General features: G+C 68.0%; 19 protein-coding genes. 6 read left to right on the top strand and 13 right to left on the bottom strand.

Annotation, left to right across the window (positions count from 1 at the left end; translation table 11 throughout):
• Positions 1-144 precede the first annotated feature (144 nt).
• A complete protein-coding gene (locus EV644_RS00075) occupies positions 145-342 on the top strand; it encodes a hypothetical protein (protein WP_132187571.1) in 198 nt (65 codons plus the stop codon).
• 27 nt (positions 343-369) lie between these two features.
• On the opposite strand, the gene EV644_RS00080 is transcribed toward EV644_RS00075, so the two are convergent.
• Together EV644_RS00080 and EV644_RS00085 are read right to left on the bottom strand one after the other, a co-directional pair.
• Positions 370-693 (bottom strand): hypothetical protein, encoded by a 324-nt coding sequence (locus EV644_RS00080; RefSeq protein ID WP_132187570.1) that lies wholly within the window; start codon positions 691-693, stop codon positions 370-372.
• Between the two features lie 88 nt (positions 694-781).
• Entirely contained in the window at positions 782-1,303 is a 522-nt protein-coding gene (locus EV644_RS00085) for a hypothetical protein (protein WP_132187569.1), read from the bottom strand.
• A gap of 215 nt (positions 1,304-1,518) precedes the next feature.
• On the opposite strand from EV644_RS00085, the gene EV644_RS00090 reads away from it, so the two are divergent.
• From EV644_RS00090 to EV644_RS45930, 3 genes are read left to right on the top strand one after another with little or no spacing between them, the layout of a single operon-like run.
• Complete coding sequence (locus EV644_RS00090) at positions 1,519-1,926, top strand: MerR family transcriptional regulator (RefSeq protein ID WP_132187568.1); 408 nt, start codon at positions 1,519-1,521, stop codon at positions 1,924-1,926.
• The gene (locus tag EV644_RS45925) at positions 1,923-2,510 is read left to right on the top strand and encodes a hypothetical protein (protein WP_241997899.1); all 588 of its coding nucleotides are present in this window, start codon (positions 1,923-1,925) and stop codon (positions 2,508-2,510) included. Before EV644_RS00090 ends, EV644_RS45925 begins: the two co-directional genes overlap by 4 nt.
• Before the next feature lie 15 nt (positions 2,511-2,525).
• Positions 2,526-2,858, top strand: coding sequence for an alkylmercury lyase family protein (locus tag EV644_RS45930; RefSeq protein ID WP_241997897.1), 333 nt, complete (start codon positions 2,526-2,528; stop codon positions 2,856-2,858).
• Positions 2,859-3,374: 516 nt separating this feature from the next.
• Here EV644_RS45930 and EV644_RS00105 read toward each other — a convergent pair.
• Genes EV644_RS00105 through EV644_RS00135 form a run of 7 tightly spaced genes read right to left on the bottom strand, consistent with a single transcriptional unit; the run spans position 3,375 to position 11,179 of the window.
• Positions 3,375-4,898: an ATP-binding cassette domain-containing protein gene (locus EV644_RS00105; protein ID WP_132187566.1), complete on the bottom strand. Its 1,524-nt coding sequence runs from the start codon at positions 4,896-4,898 to the stop codon at positions 3,375-3,377.
• A complete protein-coding gene (locus EV644_RS00110) occupies positions 4,895-6,607 on the bottom strand; it encodes an ABC transporter ATP-binding protein/permease (protein WP_158292691.1) in 1,713 nt (570 codons plus the stop codon). Before EV644_RS00110 ends, EV644_RS00105 begins: the two co-directional genes overlap by 4 nt.
• Entirely contained in the window at positions 6,597-6,830 is a 234-nt protein-coding gene (locus EV644_RS00115; protein WP_132187564.1) for a hypothetical protein, read from the bottom strand. The genes EV644_RS00110 and EV644_RS00115 overlap by 11 nt, the downstream gene beginning before the upstream one ends.
• Entirely contained in the window at positions 6,827-7,909 is a 1,083-nt protein-coding gene (locus tag EV644_RS00120) for a cytochrome d ubiquinol oxidase subunit II (protein WP_132187563.1), read from the bottom strand. The genes EV644_RS00115 and EV644_RS00120 overlap by 4 nt, the downstream gene beginning before the upstream one ends.
• Positions 7,845-9,221 carry a cytochrome ubiquinol oxidase subunit I gene (locus EV644_RS00125; RefSeq protein WP_132187562.1) on the bottom strand — a complete coding sequence of 459 codons (1,377 nt, stop codon included), beginning with the start codon at positions 9,219-9,221 and terminating at the stop codon, positions 7,845-7,847. Before EV644_RS00125 ends, EV644_RS00120 begins: the two co-directional genes overlap by 65 nt.
• The gene (locus tag EV644_RS45065; RefSeq protein ID WP_199239571.1) at positions 9,221-9,700 is read right to left on the bottom strand and encodes a hypothetical protein; all 480 of its coding nucleotides are present in this window, start codon (positions 9,698-9,700) and stop codon (positions 9,221-9,223) included. The genes EV644_RS00125 and EV644_RS45065 overlap by 1 nt, the downstream gene beginning before the upstream one ends.
• Before the next feature lie 9 nt (positions 9,701-9,709).
• Complete coding sequence (locus EV644_RS00135; protein WP_132187561.1) at positions 9,710-11,179, bottom strand: MFS transporter; 1,470 nt, start codon at positions 11,177-11,179, stop codon at positions 9,710-9,712.
• Positions 11,180-11,268: 89 nt separating this feature from the next.
• On the opposite strand from EV644_RS00135, the gene EV644_RS00140 reads away from it, so the two are divergent.
• Both EV644_RS00140 and EV644_RS00145 read left to right on the top strand, forming a co-directional pair.
• On the top strand, positions 11,269-11,781 hold the full coding sequence (locus tag EV644_RS00140; RefSeq protein WP_132187560.1) for a MarR family winged helix-turn-helix transcriptional regulator: 513 nt from the start codon (positions 11,269-11,271) through the stop codon (positions 11,779-11,781).
• A gap of 347 nt (positions 11,782-12,128) precedes the next feature.
• Complete coding sequence (locus EV644_RS00145) at positions 12,129-12,713, top strand: GNAT family N-acetyltransferase (RefSeq protein WP_132187559.1); 585 nt, start codon at positions 12,129-12,131, stop codon at positions 12,711-12,713.
• Between the two features lie 39 nt (positions 12,714-12,752).
• On the opposite strand, the gene EV644_RS00150 is transcribed toward EV644_RS00145, so the two are convergent.
• The 4 genes from EV644_RS00150 to EV644_RS00165 form a co-directional block, all read right to left on the bottom strand.
• A complete protein-coding gene (locus EV644_RS00150; protein ID WP_132187558.1) occupies positions 12,753-13,487 on the bottom strand; it encodes a DUF1275 family protein in 735 nt (244 codons plus the stop codon).
• 28 nt (positions 13,488-13,515) lie between these two features.
• Positions 13,516-13,713 (bottom strand): hypothetical protein, encoded by a 198-nt coding sequence (locus EV644_RS00155; RefSeq protein WP_132187557.1) that lies wholly within the window; start codon positions 13,711-13,713, stop codon positions 13,516-13,518.
• 249 nt (positions 13,714-13,962) lie between these two features.
• The gene (locus EV644_RS00160; RefSeq protein WP_132187556.1) at positions 13,963-14,760 is read right to left on the bottom strand and encodes an ABC transporter permease subunit; all 798 of its coding nucleotides are present in this window, start codon (positions 14,758-14,760) and stop codon (positions 13,963-13,965) included.
• Positions 14,757-15,653: an ABC transporter ATP-binding protein gene (locus tag EV644_RS00165; RefSeq protein WP_132187555.1), complete on the bottom strand. Its 897-nt coding sequence runs from the start codon at positions 15,651-15,653 to the stop codon at positions 14,757-14,759. The genes EV644_RS00160 and EV644_RS00165 overlap by 4 nt, the downstream gene beginning before the upstream one ends.
• Positions 15,654-15,783: the final 130 nt, after the last annotated feature.

Below are 15,783 nucleotides of genomic sequence, written 5' to 3' on the forward strand. Positions count from 1 at the left end.
CAACCAGAGATTAGCCTTGTCTAATCATCCTGACCAGACCGTACTAAAGGCCCGCGAGGTGGCACCTGAACGCCGGTGCGCTGGTTCTGTCGGTGGCGTCGGTGATCATCGAGGTGTGTAGCGCGGTGATTGGCGGCAGGGCCGATGGCACGGAATCAGCAGATAGTCAGGCTGTCCGGAGGACCCGGTAACGGCCAGGTCTTCTATGTCGACGACTGGGAAGAACGCCGCCGCGCCGCCGAGCGAATGGGCAGAACACCAGACGACGTACGCGGCTGGGCACTCGGGTACCGCCCCGAGCGGCCAGGCTCGGACATCTGGGTCTGGACGGGCGGCCGATAGTCGGCTCGACCGTTCTCCTCGCTCGCGTCAGCCTTCCCTGGCGGACCTTGGTGGCCGCCGGTACTGTCCATCATCCAGATCTCCCGACTGCGGGGCGCCGCCTCGCCTGCGCGCCAGCAGCTCGGCGCGGTCCGCCTCCTGGATGAGTTCCGCGGCGAGCGCGCGGGCTACGTCGACCGTGAGGCGGAGCCACAGCGACTCGTCGCGGGCATCCGGGCTTGGTCGCCCCTCGATCTCCAGCGCCACCAGCGGGACAACGGGGTCACCGTCGCCGCCACGCCCGGTGTGGCGGACTCCCGCCTCGACGTCGAACCCATTTACATGCAACTCGTGCATGCCTTCGTCACTCATAAACGGAGGTTAGCCCTGCGGCCGAAGTCTGGTCACAGGAAGCCCGTGTCTCCACCCACAACGGCACCGGGGTGCCGAATCGCGTCGGCTACGCCTCGGGTGCCTTGCGGGGACGGAATCTCGAGCGGAACTTCGAGTCGTACTCCAGTCGCACATATCCCGAGGAGTGCACTCCCACCGCGACGAATCCCACGGCCAGGAAGACGATCCCCGCAACCATGGAGATGTGCCAGAAGGCCGCCGTGATGCCGACAAAGGCCGAGCCTTGTGCGACCGCCTTGGCCACCCCGACGAACGGTGACTTGCTCGCCCGATGCCGAAACTCCTCCTGCCGATTCAACACCAGGAGCGCGGCGAGCAGCGGTATCGAGACGGCGAACGCGATGACGCACACCATCGCCGACGGGCCGAGCGAGGTCTCGGTCAGGAATGGCTGCACCACCACAAGGCCGGCAGCCGCCAGTCCGCCGTAGATCAGGTTGGACTGACGGATCCATTCCACCTGGGCCGCCGGGTCGGAGGCTGCGTCTTCGACTTCCTGCCGGATGCGTTCGGCATCGGTTTCCGTGAGATGCGCCTGCTCAGCCAGGAAGTCCTTGTCCTCGTCCATGTGCTCATCCTCCCGAAGCCCCGTCGGCCACGGCGATCCGGCCTCCAGCGAGTCTGGCCAAACTGCCCTCCTCCACAAATCCACTGCCTGCTCCACAGAACGGCTAGTGCCCTGCGGTGATCTTGCCTCGGCCAGCATGTCGAGGACGTCCGCGCTCGACAGCTCGAGTAATCCGACTTGACTCTGTAGTTGGGTCCGGGGTTGAGGATGGGGGTATGCGAACCAGCGAGCTGGCCCACCAGGCCGGGGTGAACACCGAGACGCTGCGGTACTACGAGCGCCGCGGCCTGCTCACGGAGCCGCCCCGAACGCCGGGCGGCTACCGCGACTACCCGGCTGCGACGGTGGACCTGCTGCGGTTCATCAAACGCGCCCAGGAGCTCGGCTTCACCCTCGACGAGGTGGAAGAGCTCCTGCACCTGGACACCGGTGGCCCGGACAGGTGCGACGCGGCCCGCGCACTGGCCGAGCACCGCAGAGTCGACCTCGAACAGCGGATCCGCGACCTGCAGCGCATGCACGACTCGCTCGCCGACCTGGTGGCGACCTGCGAGCTGCCCCGCGCCGACCGCAGCTGCGCGCTGCTGGACGTGATCGACCACCGCCCGGAGGCGACCCGATGAAACTCGAAGTCCTGCACGTCCCGGACTGCCCCAACCTGCCACCGATGCTGGAACGGCTCACCGAAGTCACCGACCTGCCCGTCACCACCCGCGTCATCGACGACGACGTAGACGCCGCACGCTTCGGTATGGCCGGCTCCCCAACCCTGCTGATCGACGGAGTGGACCCGTTCTCCACGGGAGAGGGCTGCGAGTGCGGGGTGGCGTGCCGCCTCTACCGCGACGAGACCGGCCGCATCGTTCCCGCGCCGTCGATCGAGCAACTGCGCGACGCACTCACCGCGGCCAGCCGGCCGGCGGCGCCCCGTGAAGTACTGAGCGCCTGGCGGACCCGCGCCCTGCCGCTGAATCCCGTCGAGAAGGCCGTGCACCAGGCGATCCTGCGGTCCTTCGCCACCTCGGGTCGCCCACCCGCGGCCGCCGACCTCGATCCGGCCACGGCCGGCGGCGAGCGGAGTACGGCCGAGGTGCTGGACGCGTTGCACGACGTCGACGCGATCCGGCTGGCTCCGGACGGGCAGATCGCGGTCGCCTACCCGTTCTCCACCACACCGACCCGGCACCGGGTCCGGATCGGCGACTAGGTCGACGCCTACGCGATGTGCGCGATCGACGCGCTCGGCATCGCTGCCATGCTCGGCCGCGACACCCGGATCGAGTCCGTCGACGTGACCACCGGCCAGCCGATCATCATCACCACAACAAGCGGGCACACGGATTGGGAACCCGCAGCGGCCGTGGTGTTCATCGGTGCTGATGCCGGCGTTGGCCCCTCGGCCGACTGCTGCTGCGGCTATCTCAACTTCTTCATCGGCCAGGCCTCCGCCGAAGCCTGGACCAGAAACCACCCGGGAATTCCCGGGCAGATCCTCAACCAGACCCAGGCCGAGGACCTCGGAACCCGCCTGTTCCGGCCCCTGCTCGCGGACTGACCAGGATCGGCGGGCTAGGGCAGGTACCGATCGATCCGCTGCAGCACCCTCCCAACGACTGGTAGGCGATGCCAACCGCGGCTGATCACCCACTCGCGCGCTCGACGCACCCCGTCTCGCAGCCTCGCGGCCGGCGATGTCCGCAACTCGTCCTCACGCTCGGCAGCCCGCCGCTGCAGATAGCGGGCACACCCCAGACACACGCCGACCTCAGGGTGCGTCCCCAGCCGCACCAGGTCACGCTCATCGAACTCGCCACCGCAACACCAACACACCGGCGCCGACGGCTGAAACGTCTCCTCAGCAGCGGTCACAACGCCATCATCCGCCGACCCGGGCACCGCGGCTACCAGCCGCGGGCATCACACCTAATTCCGGCGAGGACGCCTGACAATCATTCCGAAGCGCCCTCGCGCAGATCGATGACGACCTCACCGCCCGCATCCGAAGCCCTCGTCTTCGCCTTCCTGACGTCCGCGGCACTCGACGCCGATTGGTCAGCGCGCACGGTCGCGTTCATCCGACCGACAGCGTGGTCCAGTTGGGTCCGAGGGGTCGCCTGTCCCCCGGCGGCTCGTGCATCGCCACGACGAGGACCGCCTGCGGCAGCCGGCGGCGTACGGCGTGCAGGACCTCGGTGGCGGTGTCGGGGTCCAGGCCGGTCGTCGGCTCGTCGACGAGCAGCACGTCGGGTTGGGTGACGAGGGCTCGGGCGATGTGGAGGCGGCGCTGTTCGCCACCGGAAAGACCACGCCCGCCGACGCCGACGTTGGTCAGCGGTTCCACTCCGGCGCGGTCCAACCCCATGACGCCGAGCAGGTCCGCCACGTCGACATCTTTCACGGTGGGGTTGGACAGGCGGAGATTGTCGGCGATTGTCCCGGTGAACAGATAGTCGTCGGCCAGTACGGCAGTGACGACGGCCGGCCCGGGTCGTTGCCGTAGCGCGGTGGCGATGGCGGTGATGAGCGTGGTCTTTCCGCTGCCGGACGGGCCGGTGATGACGAGGGTCTGGCTGGCGGCGACGGCGAATCCGATCTCGCGCGCATCACGCGTAGGTGTCTCCGGCAGCCGGTATCCAGCTACGGTGAGGCCGTGACCGTCGTACATGGCCTCGAAGGTCTTGGCGACCGCTGGACGGCGGGTCTCCTCCTCGCCGATCGACGCGAGGTGAGCGTCGGCCTGGCGAGATTGGGCCCACGCGCCGGCGGCGGTGACCAAGCGTTCGGCGTTGGCCAGCACGCCGGCGGAGAGCAAAGCGACGAAGACCAACGTCGCGACCGTGGCGCCTGCCCGCGCGGTGAGCAGCAGTGTGAGTAGCAGCGCGGTGGCCGTCACTGCACGCGTGCCGCCCAGTGCGCGGGCGGTCGTTGCCGCGTGGCGGTTTCGTCTGCCCTCGAAGGCGGCCAGGTGTTGCAGAGTGCGGTGCGCCAGCTGGTCTGTAGCGCCCAGTGACGCCATCTCGGGCCAAGCCTCGACCGTGGTGACCAGTTCGGTCCGCAGCAGTCCCCGGGTGCGGGTCGTGTCATCGGTCCGGCGGGCCGCTGCCGCGGCGAGCACGGTGCAGGCGATGACGGCTGCGGCCAACGTCAGCGCCACGAGCGGATAGCCGGCGAGGACGATCGCGACGCAGCCTCCCGCGGTCATCACGGCGGCGACGACCACGGGCGTGGTCGCCTGGATGAGCGCCATGCCGGTAGTGTCCGCGTCGGCCATGACCCGGTCCAGCGACTGGCCGGACCACCCGGTGCCTTCGGATTCGGCGGCTTGGTCGTAGACGGCGAGCCGGGCAACGCTGATCCGGCGCAGTGCAGCGGCGTGCAGGACGACACGGCTGGCATAGCCGGTCGCGATCCTCCCGAGCGCGAATGCGCGCACCCCGCCGCTGGGCGCCAGGTAGGAGAACGCACTGTAGGCGCTGGCTCCGGCCACGGCTGACGCGGCGATGAACCATCCGGAGAGACCAAGAATACCGACAGAGCATGCCTCCGCGAGGACGGCAAGCAGCAGCCCGGTGGCTGCGAGCGTCTTCGCCCTCATACCCGACTCGCCTCCCGTACGGTGTGGACGGTCCCGTCGGCGAGGCCTAGGAGGAGGTCGGCGGAACGGGCGAGGACCGGCGAGTGTGTGGCCACGATGACAGTACGACCGCGAGTGGCGTTGCGTAGGGCAACGATGATCTGTACCTCGGTGTCCGCGTCCAGGTGCGCGGTCGGCTCGTCGAGGACCCAGAGACCCGCGTCGCTCAGGAACGCGCGGGCGATCGCGATGCGTCGAGCCTCCCCGGTAGACAGACCCGAGCCGCCCTCGCCGAGCAGCGTGTCCAGTCCCTGTGGCAGTTGTGCGACGACCTCGGCCAGACCGGCTGCGGCAACCGCCTGTTCGACGTTCGACCGGCTGGCGTCCGGTCGTCCGATGCGGATGTTGTCGCCGATTGATCCCGGAAGCAGCACCGTCTGCTGACCGATCCAGGTACAGCCGCCCAGCCACGGCGTCGACGCTCCGGTCGGGGTCAGCCACCGGACGGTGCCGTGACTCGGCGGGCGCATCCCGGCGATCAGCGACAGGAACGTGGTCTTTCCGGCGCCGGACGGTCCGACGACGACCGTCCAGGTTCCCGCGTGGACGGTCACGTTCACTCCGTGCAGTGTCGACTCGTCGGCCGCGGGAAAGCGGAAACAGACGTTGTCCAAGGCAACCTCGGCAGGTTCGCCAGGTGGCGGTACACGTTCACCACGTCCAGAAGGGGTTTCCAGCCCGACGAGAAGCCCGCTGATCGCCGGTACCGCCGACAGCGCCCGTTCCTTGCTGTGGAAGGCGGCAGCCGCGGCACGTATCGGCTGGAAGTACATCGGGCAGATCAGTAGAGCGAGCAGGCCACGGAACATCGTCATGCCGGGCGCAGCACCGATCCGCACGTAGCCGAGCAGCGCCAGCCCGACGTACGTCGCGTTGGCCGCGATAGAGAAGGTGATGACGACGTCCATCACCGCACCGGAGAGCGAGGCCCGCCGTACGACCGCAATGGTGGTGGCGTCGAGGTCGCCGGCCACGCGGACCAGTTCAGTACGTCGCCGTCCCAGCGCCCCGATGTTCCGCAGCGTCGGCATGCCGCGGAAGCTGTCGAGGACGATCGCGGCGAGCCGGGTGCTGGCTGCCGTCCGCGCGTCGGCGCCTTCCTTGGCGAACAGGCCCACGAGGCGCATGTTCAGCGGGATGAGCAAGCTCGCCAGCAGCAAGATCACGGCGGCAGGCCACTGCACCACCGCGGTGATGACGAGGATCAGAGCCATGGATACGGGAGCAGACACTCGCTGAGGAAGGGTCTGCGCATGGAAGTCAGCGATCTCGTCGGTCAACTCCACGGTTGCGAGTGCGGCTGTCGCAGGGTCCGGCTCTGCGTGCCGCTGCCCGGCAGGTAGTAGCCCGGCGACCAGGCGCCGCCGGATGGCGTGGGCGATTCGTTGGCGACCGACTGCCTGGAACCGTGCCGTGCTCCAGGCTGCGGCCGCCGCGAGGAGACCACCGCCGAACAGGATGCCCGATCCTTGCCAGCTCGGCCGTGCGCCGTCGAGCACGCCCTGCGCGACCCAGGCCAGGCCCGCCCACTGGACGGCGGTGAACGCCGTCTCCAGCGGCTGACAGCCAGCGGCCAGAAGCAGGTGCCGACGGCCAGGCGCGGCGGCGCCGGTGAGCCACTCGCGGGCCTCCACAGCCGATGTTGTCGTCCCGCCTTGTTCACTCGTCATCGTGCATCCGGTGTTCATCGACGATCCAGGCGATGCCGCCGGTCAGGGCGATCAGGATCATGCCCGCGATGCTGAGCTGCTCGGAGTCGTACTTGGGGTAGCCGGAGAACATGCCCTGGCAGACGAAGTAGCAGAACAGACCGCCGATGACGCCGATGACGGTCAGCGCCGCGTGAACGAGCCTTCGTCGCACCCGGTGTGCGAGCTGGGTTTCGGTGCTCATTGGGTGGCTCCTGTCCGTCCGTTGGCCAGGTGGTGGGCGGGATGATGGCCGAGCTTGCCCCGGAAGGCGTGATGGGCGAACCAGTTGTAGAAGAGGATCAGCGGCACATTGAGCCCGATCCCGACCGCGAGAAACGCCAGCGTGCCAGGCGGAGCTGCTGCATTGGCGAGCGTCAGCTCCGGCGTCGCCAGTACGGGGTAGCGGGCCACCACCACAGCGATGACCAACGCCGCCGCAGCGGTGACCAGGCCCGCGAGAGGCAGGCCGTCGTACTGCGAAGCCGGCCGCAGAGTCCCCAGGCTCACCACCACCCCGGCCGCGGCAAACAGCAGGAGTCCGGCAAAGGCGATGACCCGCGCGGGGCCGTGCAGGGTCAGCGGTGTGGCGGTGGCACCGACGGCGACCAGACACGCCAGCGCCAGTATCGACGCCAGTCCTGCGCTGACCGTGCCACGGCGTCCGGCCCGGGCACGGAGTTCCCCGGTTGCCTTCCACTTCGTGTAGGCGTACCCCAGCGCCAGATAGCCACAGGTGACAGTCACCGCGGCCAGCGCCGAGAACCAATTGATCGCGCCGAACGGCGAACCTGAGAACGCCCCGTCCACCACGGTCAGGTGCACTGTCAGGGTCGCCACGGCTACGCCCTGGGCAAGCGCGGCCATCAGGGAGGCACCACCGAAGGCTCTCTCCCACCGGGGCGCGGGATGGGCCTGCGAGGCCATCTCCACACTGATCCCGCGGACGATCAGCGCGAACAGCATGACGATCACCGGCAAATAGGCGTGCGGGAGGATCGCGCCGAAAGCCGCTGGGAAGCCGGCCCACAGGCTGACCCCGAGCAGGACCAGCCAGGTCTCGTTGCCGTCCCACGCCTGCGCGACCTGTTCGAGCATCTCGTGCCGATGGTCCGCGTCCGGTTCGACCAGGGTCGCGATGCGATACCCAAGTCGTAGCCGTCGAGGACGACGTACATCAGCAGGCACAGCAGGATGAGCAGGAACCAGGTCGTGGCCATCAGTTCGCCCTCCCGCCGGCCAGCCCGGCCGTGGGTACCTTTTCGAGGACCGGGTGACGCTCATCGGGGTCGACGTGATCGGGGCCGATCCGCACCGTGTGCACGATGTAGGCGATGTACGCGATCAGCATCACGAGGTACAGCAAGGAGAAGCCCACCACGGAGAACACGAGCTCGCCGGGCGCCAGGTGCGAGACGGCATCGGCGGTGCGGAGCTGACCGAACACCACCCACGGCTGGCGCCCCGTCTCGGCGGTGGCCCATCCGCCCAGGATGGCGAGGATGCCCACGGGTGTCGTCCAGAGCAGGAACCGGTGGAAGCGTCTGGAGGTCCACAGTTTTCGGCGGAAGCGCAGGATCGTTGCGTAGAAGGCGGTGCCGAACATCAGCAATGCGGCGAGGAACATGACTCGGAATCCCCAGAAGACCGCGGCCATGTCGGGCTGATCGGCTTTCGGCGTCAACTCGAGACCGGGGATCGCCGTCTTGCACGTGAGGTCCTTGCTGATGGCGCTGCCGAGGCAGGGAATGTCCAGCTCCACGAGATTGCGCTGGGCCTGCTGGTCGGGGATGGCGAAGACGACGAAGCCGGTGTTGCCTTCTGTCCAGTTGCCTTCCAGGGCCTCCAGCTTCGACAGCTGGTCCGGCAGCACCGCGCCGGCGGTGTGGTCACCGACGAAGATCTGGACCGGTACCAGCATCGCCGCCACCCCCAGTGCGATCGACACCGACCGGCGGGCGAACGCCGGCGCTCGACCCCTGACCAGGTAGTACGCGCCGATGCCGGCCACGAAGAACGCGGCGGAGATCAGGACGGCGAGCACCATGTGCGGCCACCGCCATACGAACGACCTGTTGAAGATCGCGTCCACCCAGTCGGTCGGCTCGAACCGCCCGTTCTGTACGACGAACCCGGCCGGCGTCTGCATCCACGAGTTCGCGGCGATGATCCAGGTGGAGGACAGGACCGTGCCGATCGACACCATCACCGACGAGGCGAACATCGTGGCATGCCGCACCCGGCCGTCGCCGTACAGCAAGATGCCGATGAAGCCGGCCTCGACGAAGAACGCGGTGACGACCTCCATCCCGATGATCGGCCCGATGATCGGACCGGTCCTGGCCGCGTAGACGCCCCAGTTCAATCCCATCTCGAAGGTGATCACGATCCCGGCCACGACGCCGATCGCGAACCCGACCGCGAAGACACGTCGCCAGAACCGGAACATCTGGAGATAGACCGCCTTGCGGGTCTTCCAGTACATCCCGTACAGGATGCTCAGCAGGATCGACAGTCCGACCGTGATCGCTGGGAACGTCATGTGGAACATCACGGTGATGACGAACTGCCACCGCGACAGATCGAGCAGACTCATCAGGACTCCTCAGGTCCGTCTGGTACAGCGTGTCGGCGGGCACCGACGAGGTTGCGCGCGGCAACAGCCGTGTGGTCGGCGTCGATGGCCGCCCAGGCGGGCAACCCGGCGCCGGACCCGGAGCCCGGCGGCTCTCGTACGGGGTCGAGCACGGTGGACTGGTGTACTGCGCGAAGCATCGCGATGTCTTCCTGCGCCATCTGGGACGGGCCGTCGGCGCCGAGGTCGGGGCTGTCCTCGACCTCGGAGAAGCCGCCGCCCTTGACGGTCCTGGCGAGGATCACCGTGGGCCAGTCGTAGCGCGGCTGCCGGCTCACGAGTGCGGCGAGCAGATCGGCTGCGGACATGCTCGAGGTCGGGTGCCCCGATCCGGCGACGGCGCTGGAGCGGATCGAGTCCACCCGCAGTTGCGCGGCCAACTCGGCGACGGTGGCCAGACCGATCTCCGGTGTGATGACGAGGTGTGGATTGGTGGTCATGCTGACCTCTCAGGCGTCGAGCAGTGGCGCGTCGGCAGCAGCCGCGGTGAACCGCGGCAGCGCGGCGACGCCGATGGCGAGCAGCGCGATGATGCCCATTTGCACGGCTTCGACGGTGGCGAAGGCGTGGGCCGTGTTGTGCTCTGCCCGGGTGAGGTAGAGGGTGCCGAGAGTGGCCACGCCGAGTGCGAGGCCGCTCTGTTGCAGGGTGATCAGTACGCCGCTGCCGACGCCGCCGAGATGGGTCGGGACATCGGCCAGCACGCTGCGGAACAGCCCGGCGAACAGCATCGACTGTCCGGCACCGGCCAGGGCCAGCGGGACAGCCATGGCCCAGAGGCTGACGTGTGGCCAGCCGTTGACGACAACGACAACGAGTGAGGCGAGGCCGGCGAGCTGGATGACCGCGCCACCCGACAGCGCGGCCCGGCCGAAGCGGCCGATCACCCGTGGTGCGAACACAGAGCCGAGGAAGAACAGCACCGCCATCGGCAGGATGGCCAGACCGCCATGAAGAGCGTCGGCATGCAGACCATCCTGGACGGTCAGGGCGAAGACGAACATGAACGCGCCGAAGCCGATGCTGAACGCGAACACCATGACCAGCCCGCGGGACATCGACGGCAGCCGCAGCAGCGACGGCGGCAGCAGCGGGATCTCACCGCGCTGCTCGGCGCGCCGCTCCGCCATGAAGGTGGCGGCGCCAAGCACGACCGCGAGCACGATCATGGCCCAGGTCCACCACGGCCAGCCCAGCGAGTGACCTTCGGTGAGCGGGACCAGCAGAGCGATGAGGGTCGCGGCGAACAGCACGGTGCCAGGCAGGTCGATGCCGACCGGGCGGTCCGAGCGAGTGTCGGGCACGATCCGGGCCGCCACCAGCAGGACCACCACGCCGATGGGCACGTTGACCAGGAAGATCGGTCGCCAGGACGTGCCGGCGATGTCGGCGCCGACCAGCAGACCGCCCGCCAACTGCCCGACCACGGCGGCGATGCCGGACGTCGCGCCGTACAGGGCCAGGGCACGAGCCTTGCGCTCGTGCTCGAGCGTGTGGTGGAAGGTCGCGAGCACCTGCGGCACGAGCAGCGCCGCGGTCGCACCCTGCACGACGCGGGCGGCGATCAGGACACCGACGGTCGGGGCGAAGCCACACACCGCCGACGCCACGACGAAGCCGACGAGCGCAGCCAGGAAGACGCGGTGGCGACCTAGGCGGTCACCCACCCGGCCACCCAGGACCAGCAAGGCGGCATAGGCGACGCCGTACCCGGCGATCACCAACTCCAACTCGGACGCCGAGGCGTGCAGCGAGGCGTCGATGCTCGGCAGCGCGACGTTGGTGATGAAGAAATCCATGATCGGCAGGAACGCGCCGGCGAGCAGGAAGAACACCCCTACCGGGTGAAGCCCACCGGACAGCGCAACCGCACGTGGCGAGGTCGGCCCGTCCTGCCGCGCGGAAAGAGTGACGTCCATTTGCTTCTCCAACTGATTATGAAGACATAACTATTAGAACATCAGTATGCATACATAACTATGAGCCAACAATCAACTATGCTGGCAGTGTGACGAAGCACCCATCGCCGCGGCGCAGCCCTCGGCAGGCGCGCCGATCAGCCGCCGAGGAGAGCTGGGCCGACCTCGCCGATCTGGCGCTGATCATCAGCCGGGAGCTCCAGTACCGCGGCTACACCGACAGGCAGGCAGTCGGCTTGACCCAGTCCGAAGGCATGGTGATGCGTTACCTCCTCCAAGGCGATGCCGCCGCCCCCAGCCAGATCGCCGCCGCCACAGGACTCCAGCGCACAAACCTCTCCGCGACGCTGCGCGGCCTCGAACAAAAGGGCCTCATCCAGCGCCAAGCCAACCCGGCCGACGCCCGCGGCGTCACCGTCAGCCCGACCGACCGCGGACGCAGCAACTACGCCCTCGTGCGACACGAGTGGGCAACCGCCATCAGCGAAGCCGCCAGCCACGACGACACCCACCTCGACGCTGCCCTCGCTCTGCTCACCACCATCACCGAGGGCCTGACCAACACCCGCCCCCGAAACCAGTCCCGTCACCCGCCGGCCTAGACAGCACGCGGCCCATCGAAGACCTTGCCCTCGACCTACCGGCCGATGACTTGTCCACCCACGAATGCGACCTGTACCACGGACGACACCCCCTCGAGCCGCAGGTGACCGGCCCTCACCCCGCCCTCTCTTCAAGGGCGAGAATCACATCCCAGCCGGGATCCCACCGTTGCCACCTGTCACCGACAGCTGTTCGTGGGACACCGGTGTTACCGCGCGTCGATGAGCTTTACTTGCCTCGGCGGCTCGACTCGAGGGGCCCGAGAGACGAAGGTCGCGCCGGGGTTGGCCTCGCGATGAAGTCTCATTAGGGTTCGTTCGTTCATGGCAACTGGCTGGGAGCGGATATGTCTACCGTCATCGATGCGCGGTTCACCTGGTCGTTGGGCGACGATGCCGCCCTCATCCTTCGGACAGCCGCCATCGCGGAGGCCCATTTCGCGTTGGTGGAGGCCAACTACCAACGCCTCGCACGATGGTTCCCGGACGCGTTCCAGGAACCGCCGGTGCTGGAGGTGACTCGGGCGAACCTGAAAGAGGCCGGTCAGGCGTGGCAGGAAGGAGATTTGCTGCCGCTGTCCATCGCGGTGAAGTCGGAGGACCGCTGGCGCCTGGTCGGTTGGGCTCAGCTGGAGATCGACCTCCGGACCCGGTCGGCCGAGGTGGGCTATTGGCTCGACGCCGGCTTCGTCGGACGTGGACTGGCGACCCGGGCCGTCACGGCCTTGCTTGATCACGCGTTCGGGACGCTCGAGCTGCTGCGCGTCGGGTTGCGGACCACTGTCGACAACACCCCTAGTCGGAGTGTCGCAGAGCGGTTGGGGTTCACGCAGGAAGGCATTCTGCGTGAAGCAGCCGCCTTTCCCCACGAACGACGTGACCTCGTCGTCTACGGCCTCTTGGCCCGTGAGTGGCGCCAGGCAACGACCTGACCCGGTACGGCGACACCGCCCGGCCGGTCAGGGCGGATCTCACAAGGGGCGGGTCCACGGGGCGCTGGATCGGGTGAGCCGCCAGGCGATCCCGCAGGCAGCGGCGAGCAGTACTGCGGCGAGGAGGAGGGGCAGCGACACCCGAACGTTCACGACGAGCAGGGCGCCGATGAGGCCACCCAGGAACATGGCCGCGATCGACAGCAGACGCCGCCCGGCTCTGGACCCGGCACCGCCTGCCAGCCGGCTGTCGGCCGCAGTCCCGGTGATGGTGAGGGTCAGCACAGTCGTGGTGAGGTCGGGCACCGCCAGTGCTCGGGCTGCGGCGTTCTGTACGCCCATACCCAGCCCGAGCAGGCTGAGCAGCGCGTAGCGGGTTCCCGCCTTCACCGGAGATCCGGACACCTCGGCAGTCAGGAACGCGCCCGCGACCAGGAGGACCTGCAGAGCAAGAGCCAGGATGAGGACACGGGCACGGTGCGACCAGACGGTCCGGATCACCCGGGCACAGCCGAACGCACCCGCGGCGAACGCGACCAGCGCCACCACATTCGGGGCGAGCGCGAATCCGCCGGCGCCCGCGATCGCGAAGCCGGCGAACACCACGTTGCCGGTCATGTTGGCGACGAACACATGGCCGAGAACCAAGTAGCTGAAGGCGTCGATCAGGCCGGTGACCACCGTCAGCAGCAGCATCAGAGGCGGCAGCGGCCCGTGCCGGTCGTCCAGGTCCGGTACCGCGGTACGCCAAGCCTCACGCAGGATGGCAGACATCAGGCCATCAGCCGGCCAGGGTCTGCCGTCACTCGGCGCTCACCGGGGACGCGGCGACCAGCCGCAGCGCGCCAAGCTCGATCTCCGCGAGTTCGGCGTGCAACTTCAAGACCTCGCGCTCACCCCAGTTCGGCGAGCTGATCTGATGATGCGTGATCGCCGTGACCATCAGGAACCGGGCCTCCGTCGAAGTGAAAGCACCATCCAGCCAATCTGCGCGCTCCATACCGTCCGCCTCCTGACACATCGCCCACGTCTACCGACGACGTGGCCTCGGATCTCTTCAGACTGCCTGTGAATCGACCGGCAATCGCCCCCGTCAGCGGCCTACCTCACGTCACGAGAGCCGGAATTCGCAGTACCGGCTGGCAGGTACCGAACGGTCCGCCGATGTCGCAGTAGGCCAGAGGCCCTGTCGCTCGGTCGAGCAACAGGGCCTCTGAGGCGGCGGCCGTTGTAGGAACAGCGCGGGGCTCTACTTGACCTCTGACTTCATGACCATCCGGAGGCCGAGGAGGGCGGGCAGGAGGAGCCACGTTGACGCTGTGACCGCGACGTTGGCCCACTGCTCAGCGGTAAGGGTCCCCTCGAACAGGGCGGCCTGGGCGTATTTGAGGTCCACCCATGGCTGCAGGTCCCGGAACCACTCCTGACTGGCGGCCAGGATGCCGGCGACGGTGGGCAGCAGGAGCGAGTAGACGAAGTACGCCACCAGTGCCCCCGCCGAGCTGCGGATCAACATGCCCAGCATGGTGCCGGTCAGCAGACAGAGCAGGCAGCCCAGCACGATGTTCACGCCCTCGGCGAGCGACACGTCCCACACCGTCTCCGTCCCGGTGATCGCGGTTCCCACCAGGTTGCCGATCGCTCCGATCACGAAGGCGAACAGCATCGAGGCGACGGCCACGGCGACCGACGAGACTGCCTTGGCCGCGATGACCCGGTTTCGGTGCGGAACCAGCGTGAACGTCGTCAGACCGCTGCGTTGGCTCCATTCGCCGGTGATCGACAAGATGGCGATGATGGGCAGCACGACCGTCATCGGGAATCCGATCGCCTTGGCGAAGGTGTAGTAGGTGAGGTCCGCCTCAGGGGCGAATGCGATCGTCCCGATCGTGGTCAGGAGGGCGGTGATGACGATGCTCGCCATCAGCCAGAAGCCCGAACGGGTGTCGAACATCTTGCGCAGCTCGACGGTGATGACTCGCGAGAGGGGCACCGGGTAGACGTCGGCACGCTGCTCACGGACGGAGTCGACGACGGTGGCGGTCATGCGGCTTTCCTTTCTCGTTGGGTGTCGGCGGTGAGCTGAAGGAACATCTCCTCCAGTCCGCCGTCGGCGGTGCGCAGCTCGATGAGAGCCACGCCCGCCTCCTGCGCCACTCGTCCGACCAACGTCGGGTCCGCGTCGGCGCGCAGAGCCCCGTCATCCGAGACGGTGGTGTGGAGACCGGACGTGTCGAGTGCCCGCTTGAGGGCGAACAGGTCGGCGGCACGGGCGACGGTGCCCGCGGACTGCAGGAGCTGCGTCTTGGAGCCCTGGCAGACGATCCTGCCCTTGCCGATCATCACGATGTCATCGGCGATGACCTCGATCTCGTGCAGCAGGTGCGAGGACAGCAGGACGGTTCCTCCCTGGTCCGCGTAGTCGCGGAGCAGGTCCCTCATCCAGCGGATGCCGGCCGGGTCGAGCCCGTTGGCCGGCTCGTCGAGGATGAGCACGGCCGGGTCGCCGATCAGGGCGGTGGCGATGCCGAGTCGCTGGCGCATCCCGAGCGAGTAGTTGCCGACCCGACGGTTCGCCTCGGTTTCGGTGAGGCTGACCAGCTCGAGCATCTCGGCGACCCGACGGCCGGGTAGCCCCATCGTCCGCTGGGCAATGGTGAGGATCTCGCGGCCGGTGCGGCCGGCATGCTGGGCGGAAGCGTCAAGCATCACGCCGACCTCACGTCCTGGGTTGGGAAGGTCCGCAAACCTGCGACCGGAGATGGTGGCACTTCCCGAGGTGGGTGAGGTGAGGCCGACCATCATGCGCATCGAGGTGGACTTGCCGGCCCCGTTCGGACCCAGGAAGCCGGTCACCCGGCCCGCTTGCGCAACGAAACTGATGTCGTCGACGACGATGCTGGCGCCGTACTTCTTGGACAGCGAGTCGATGGTGATCATGGACGACCGTCCTCTCGTGTCCATACCCGCTTCTGGTGGTTCATGGCGTTGCTCCTTGGCGTGGTTGACTGCATGCTTCAACGCTAGGAACGCGGCGCCGCCAGCGCGTCGTCACGAGGTCGCGCTCGAG

The organism is Kribbella orskensis, from assembly GCF_004342085.1.
GTDB lineage: Bacteria > Actinomycetota > Actinomycetes > Propionibacteriales > Kribbellaceae > Kribbella > Kribbella orskensis.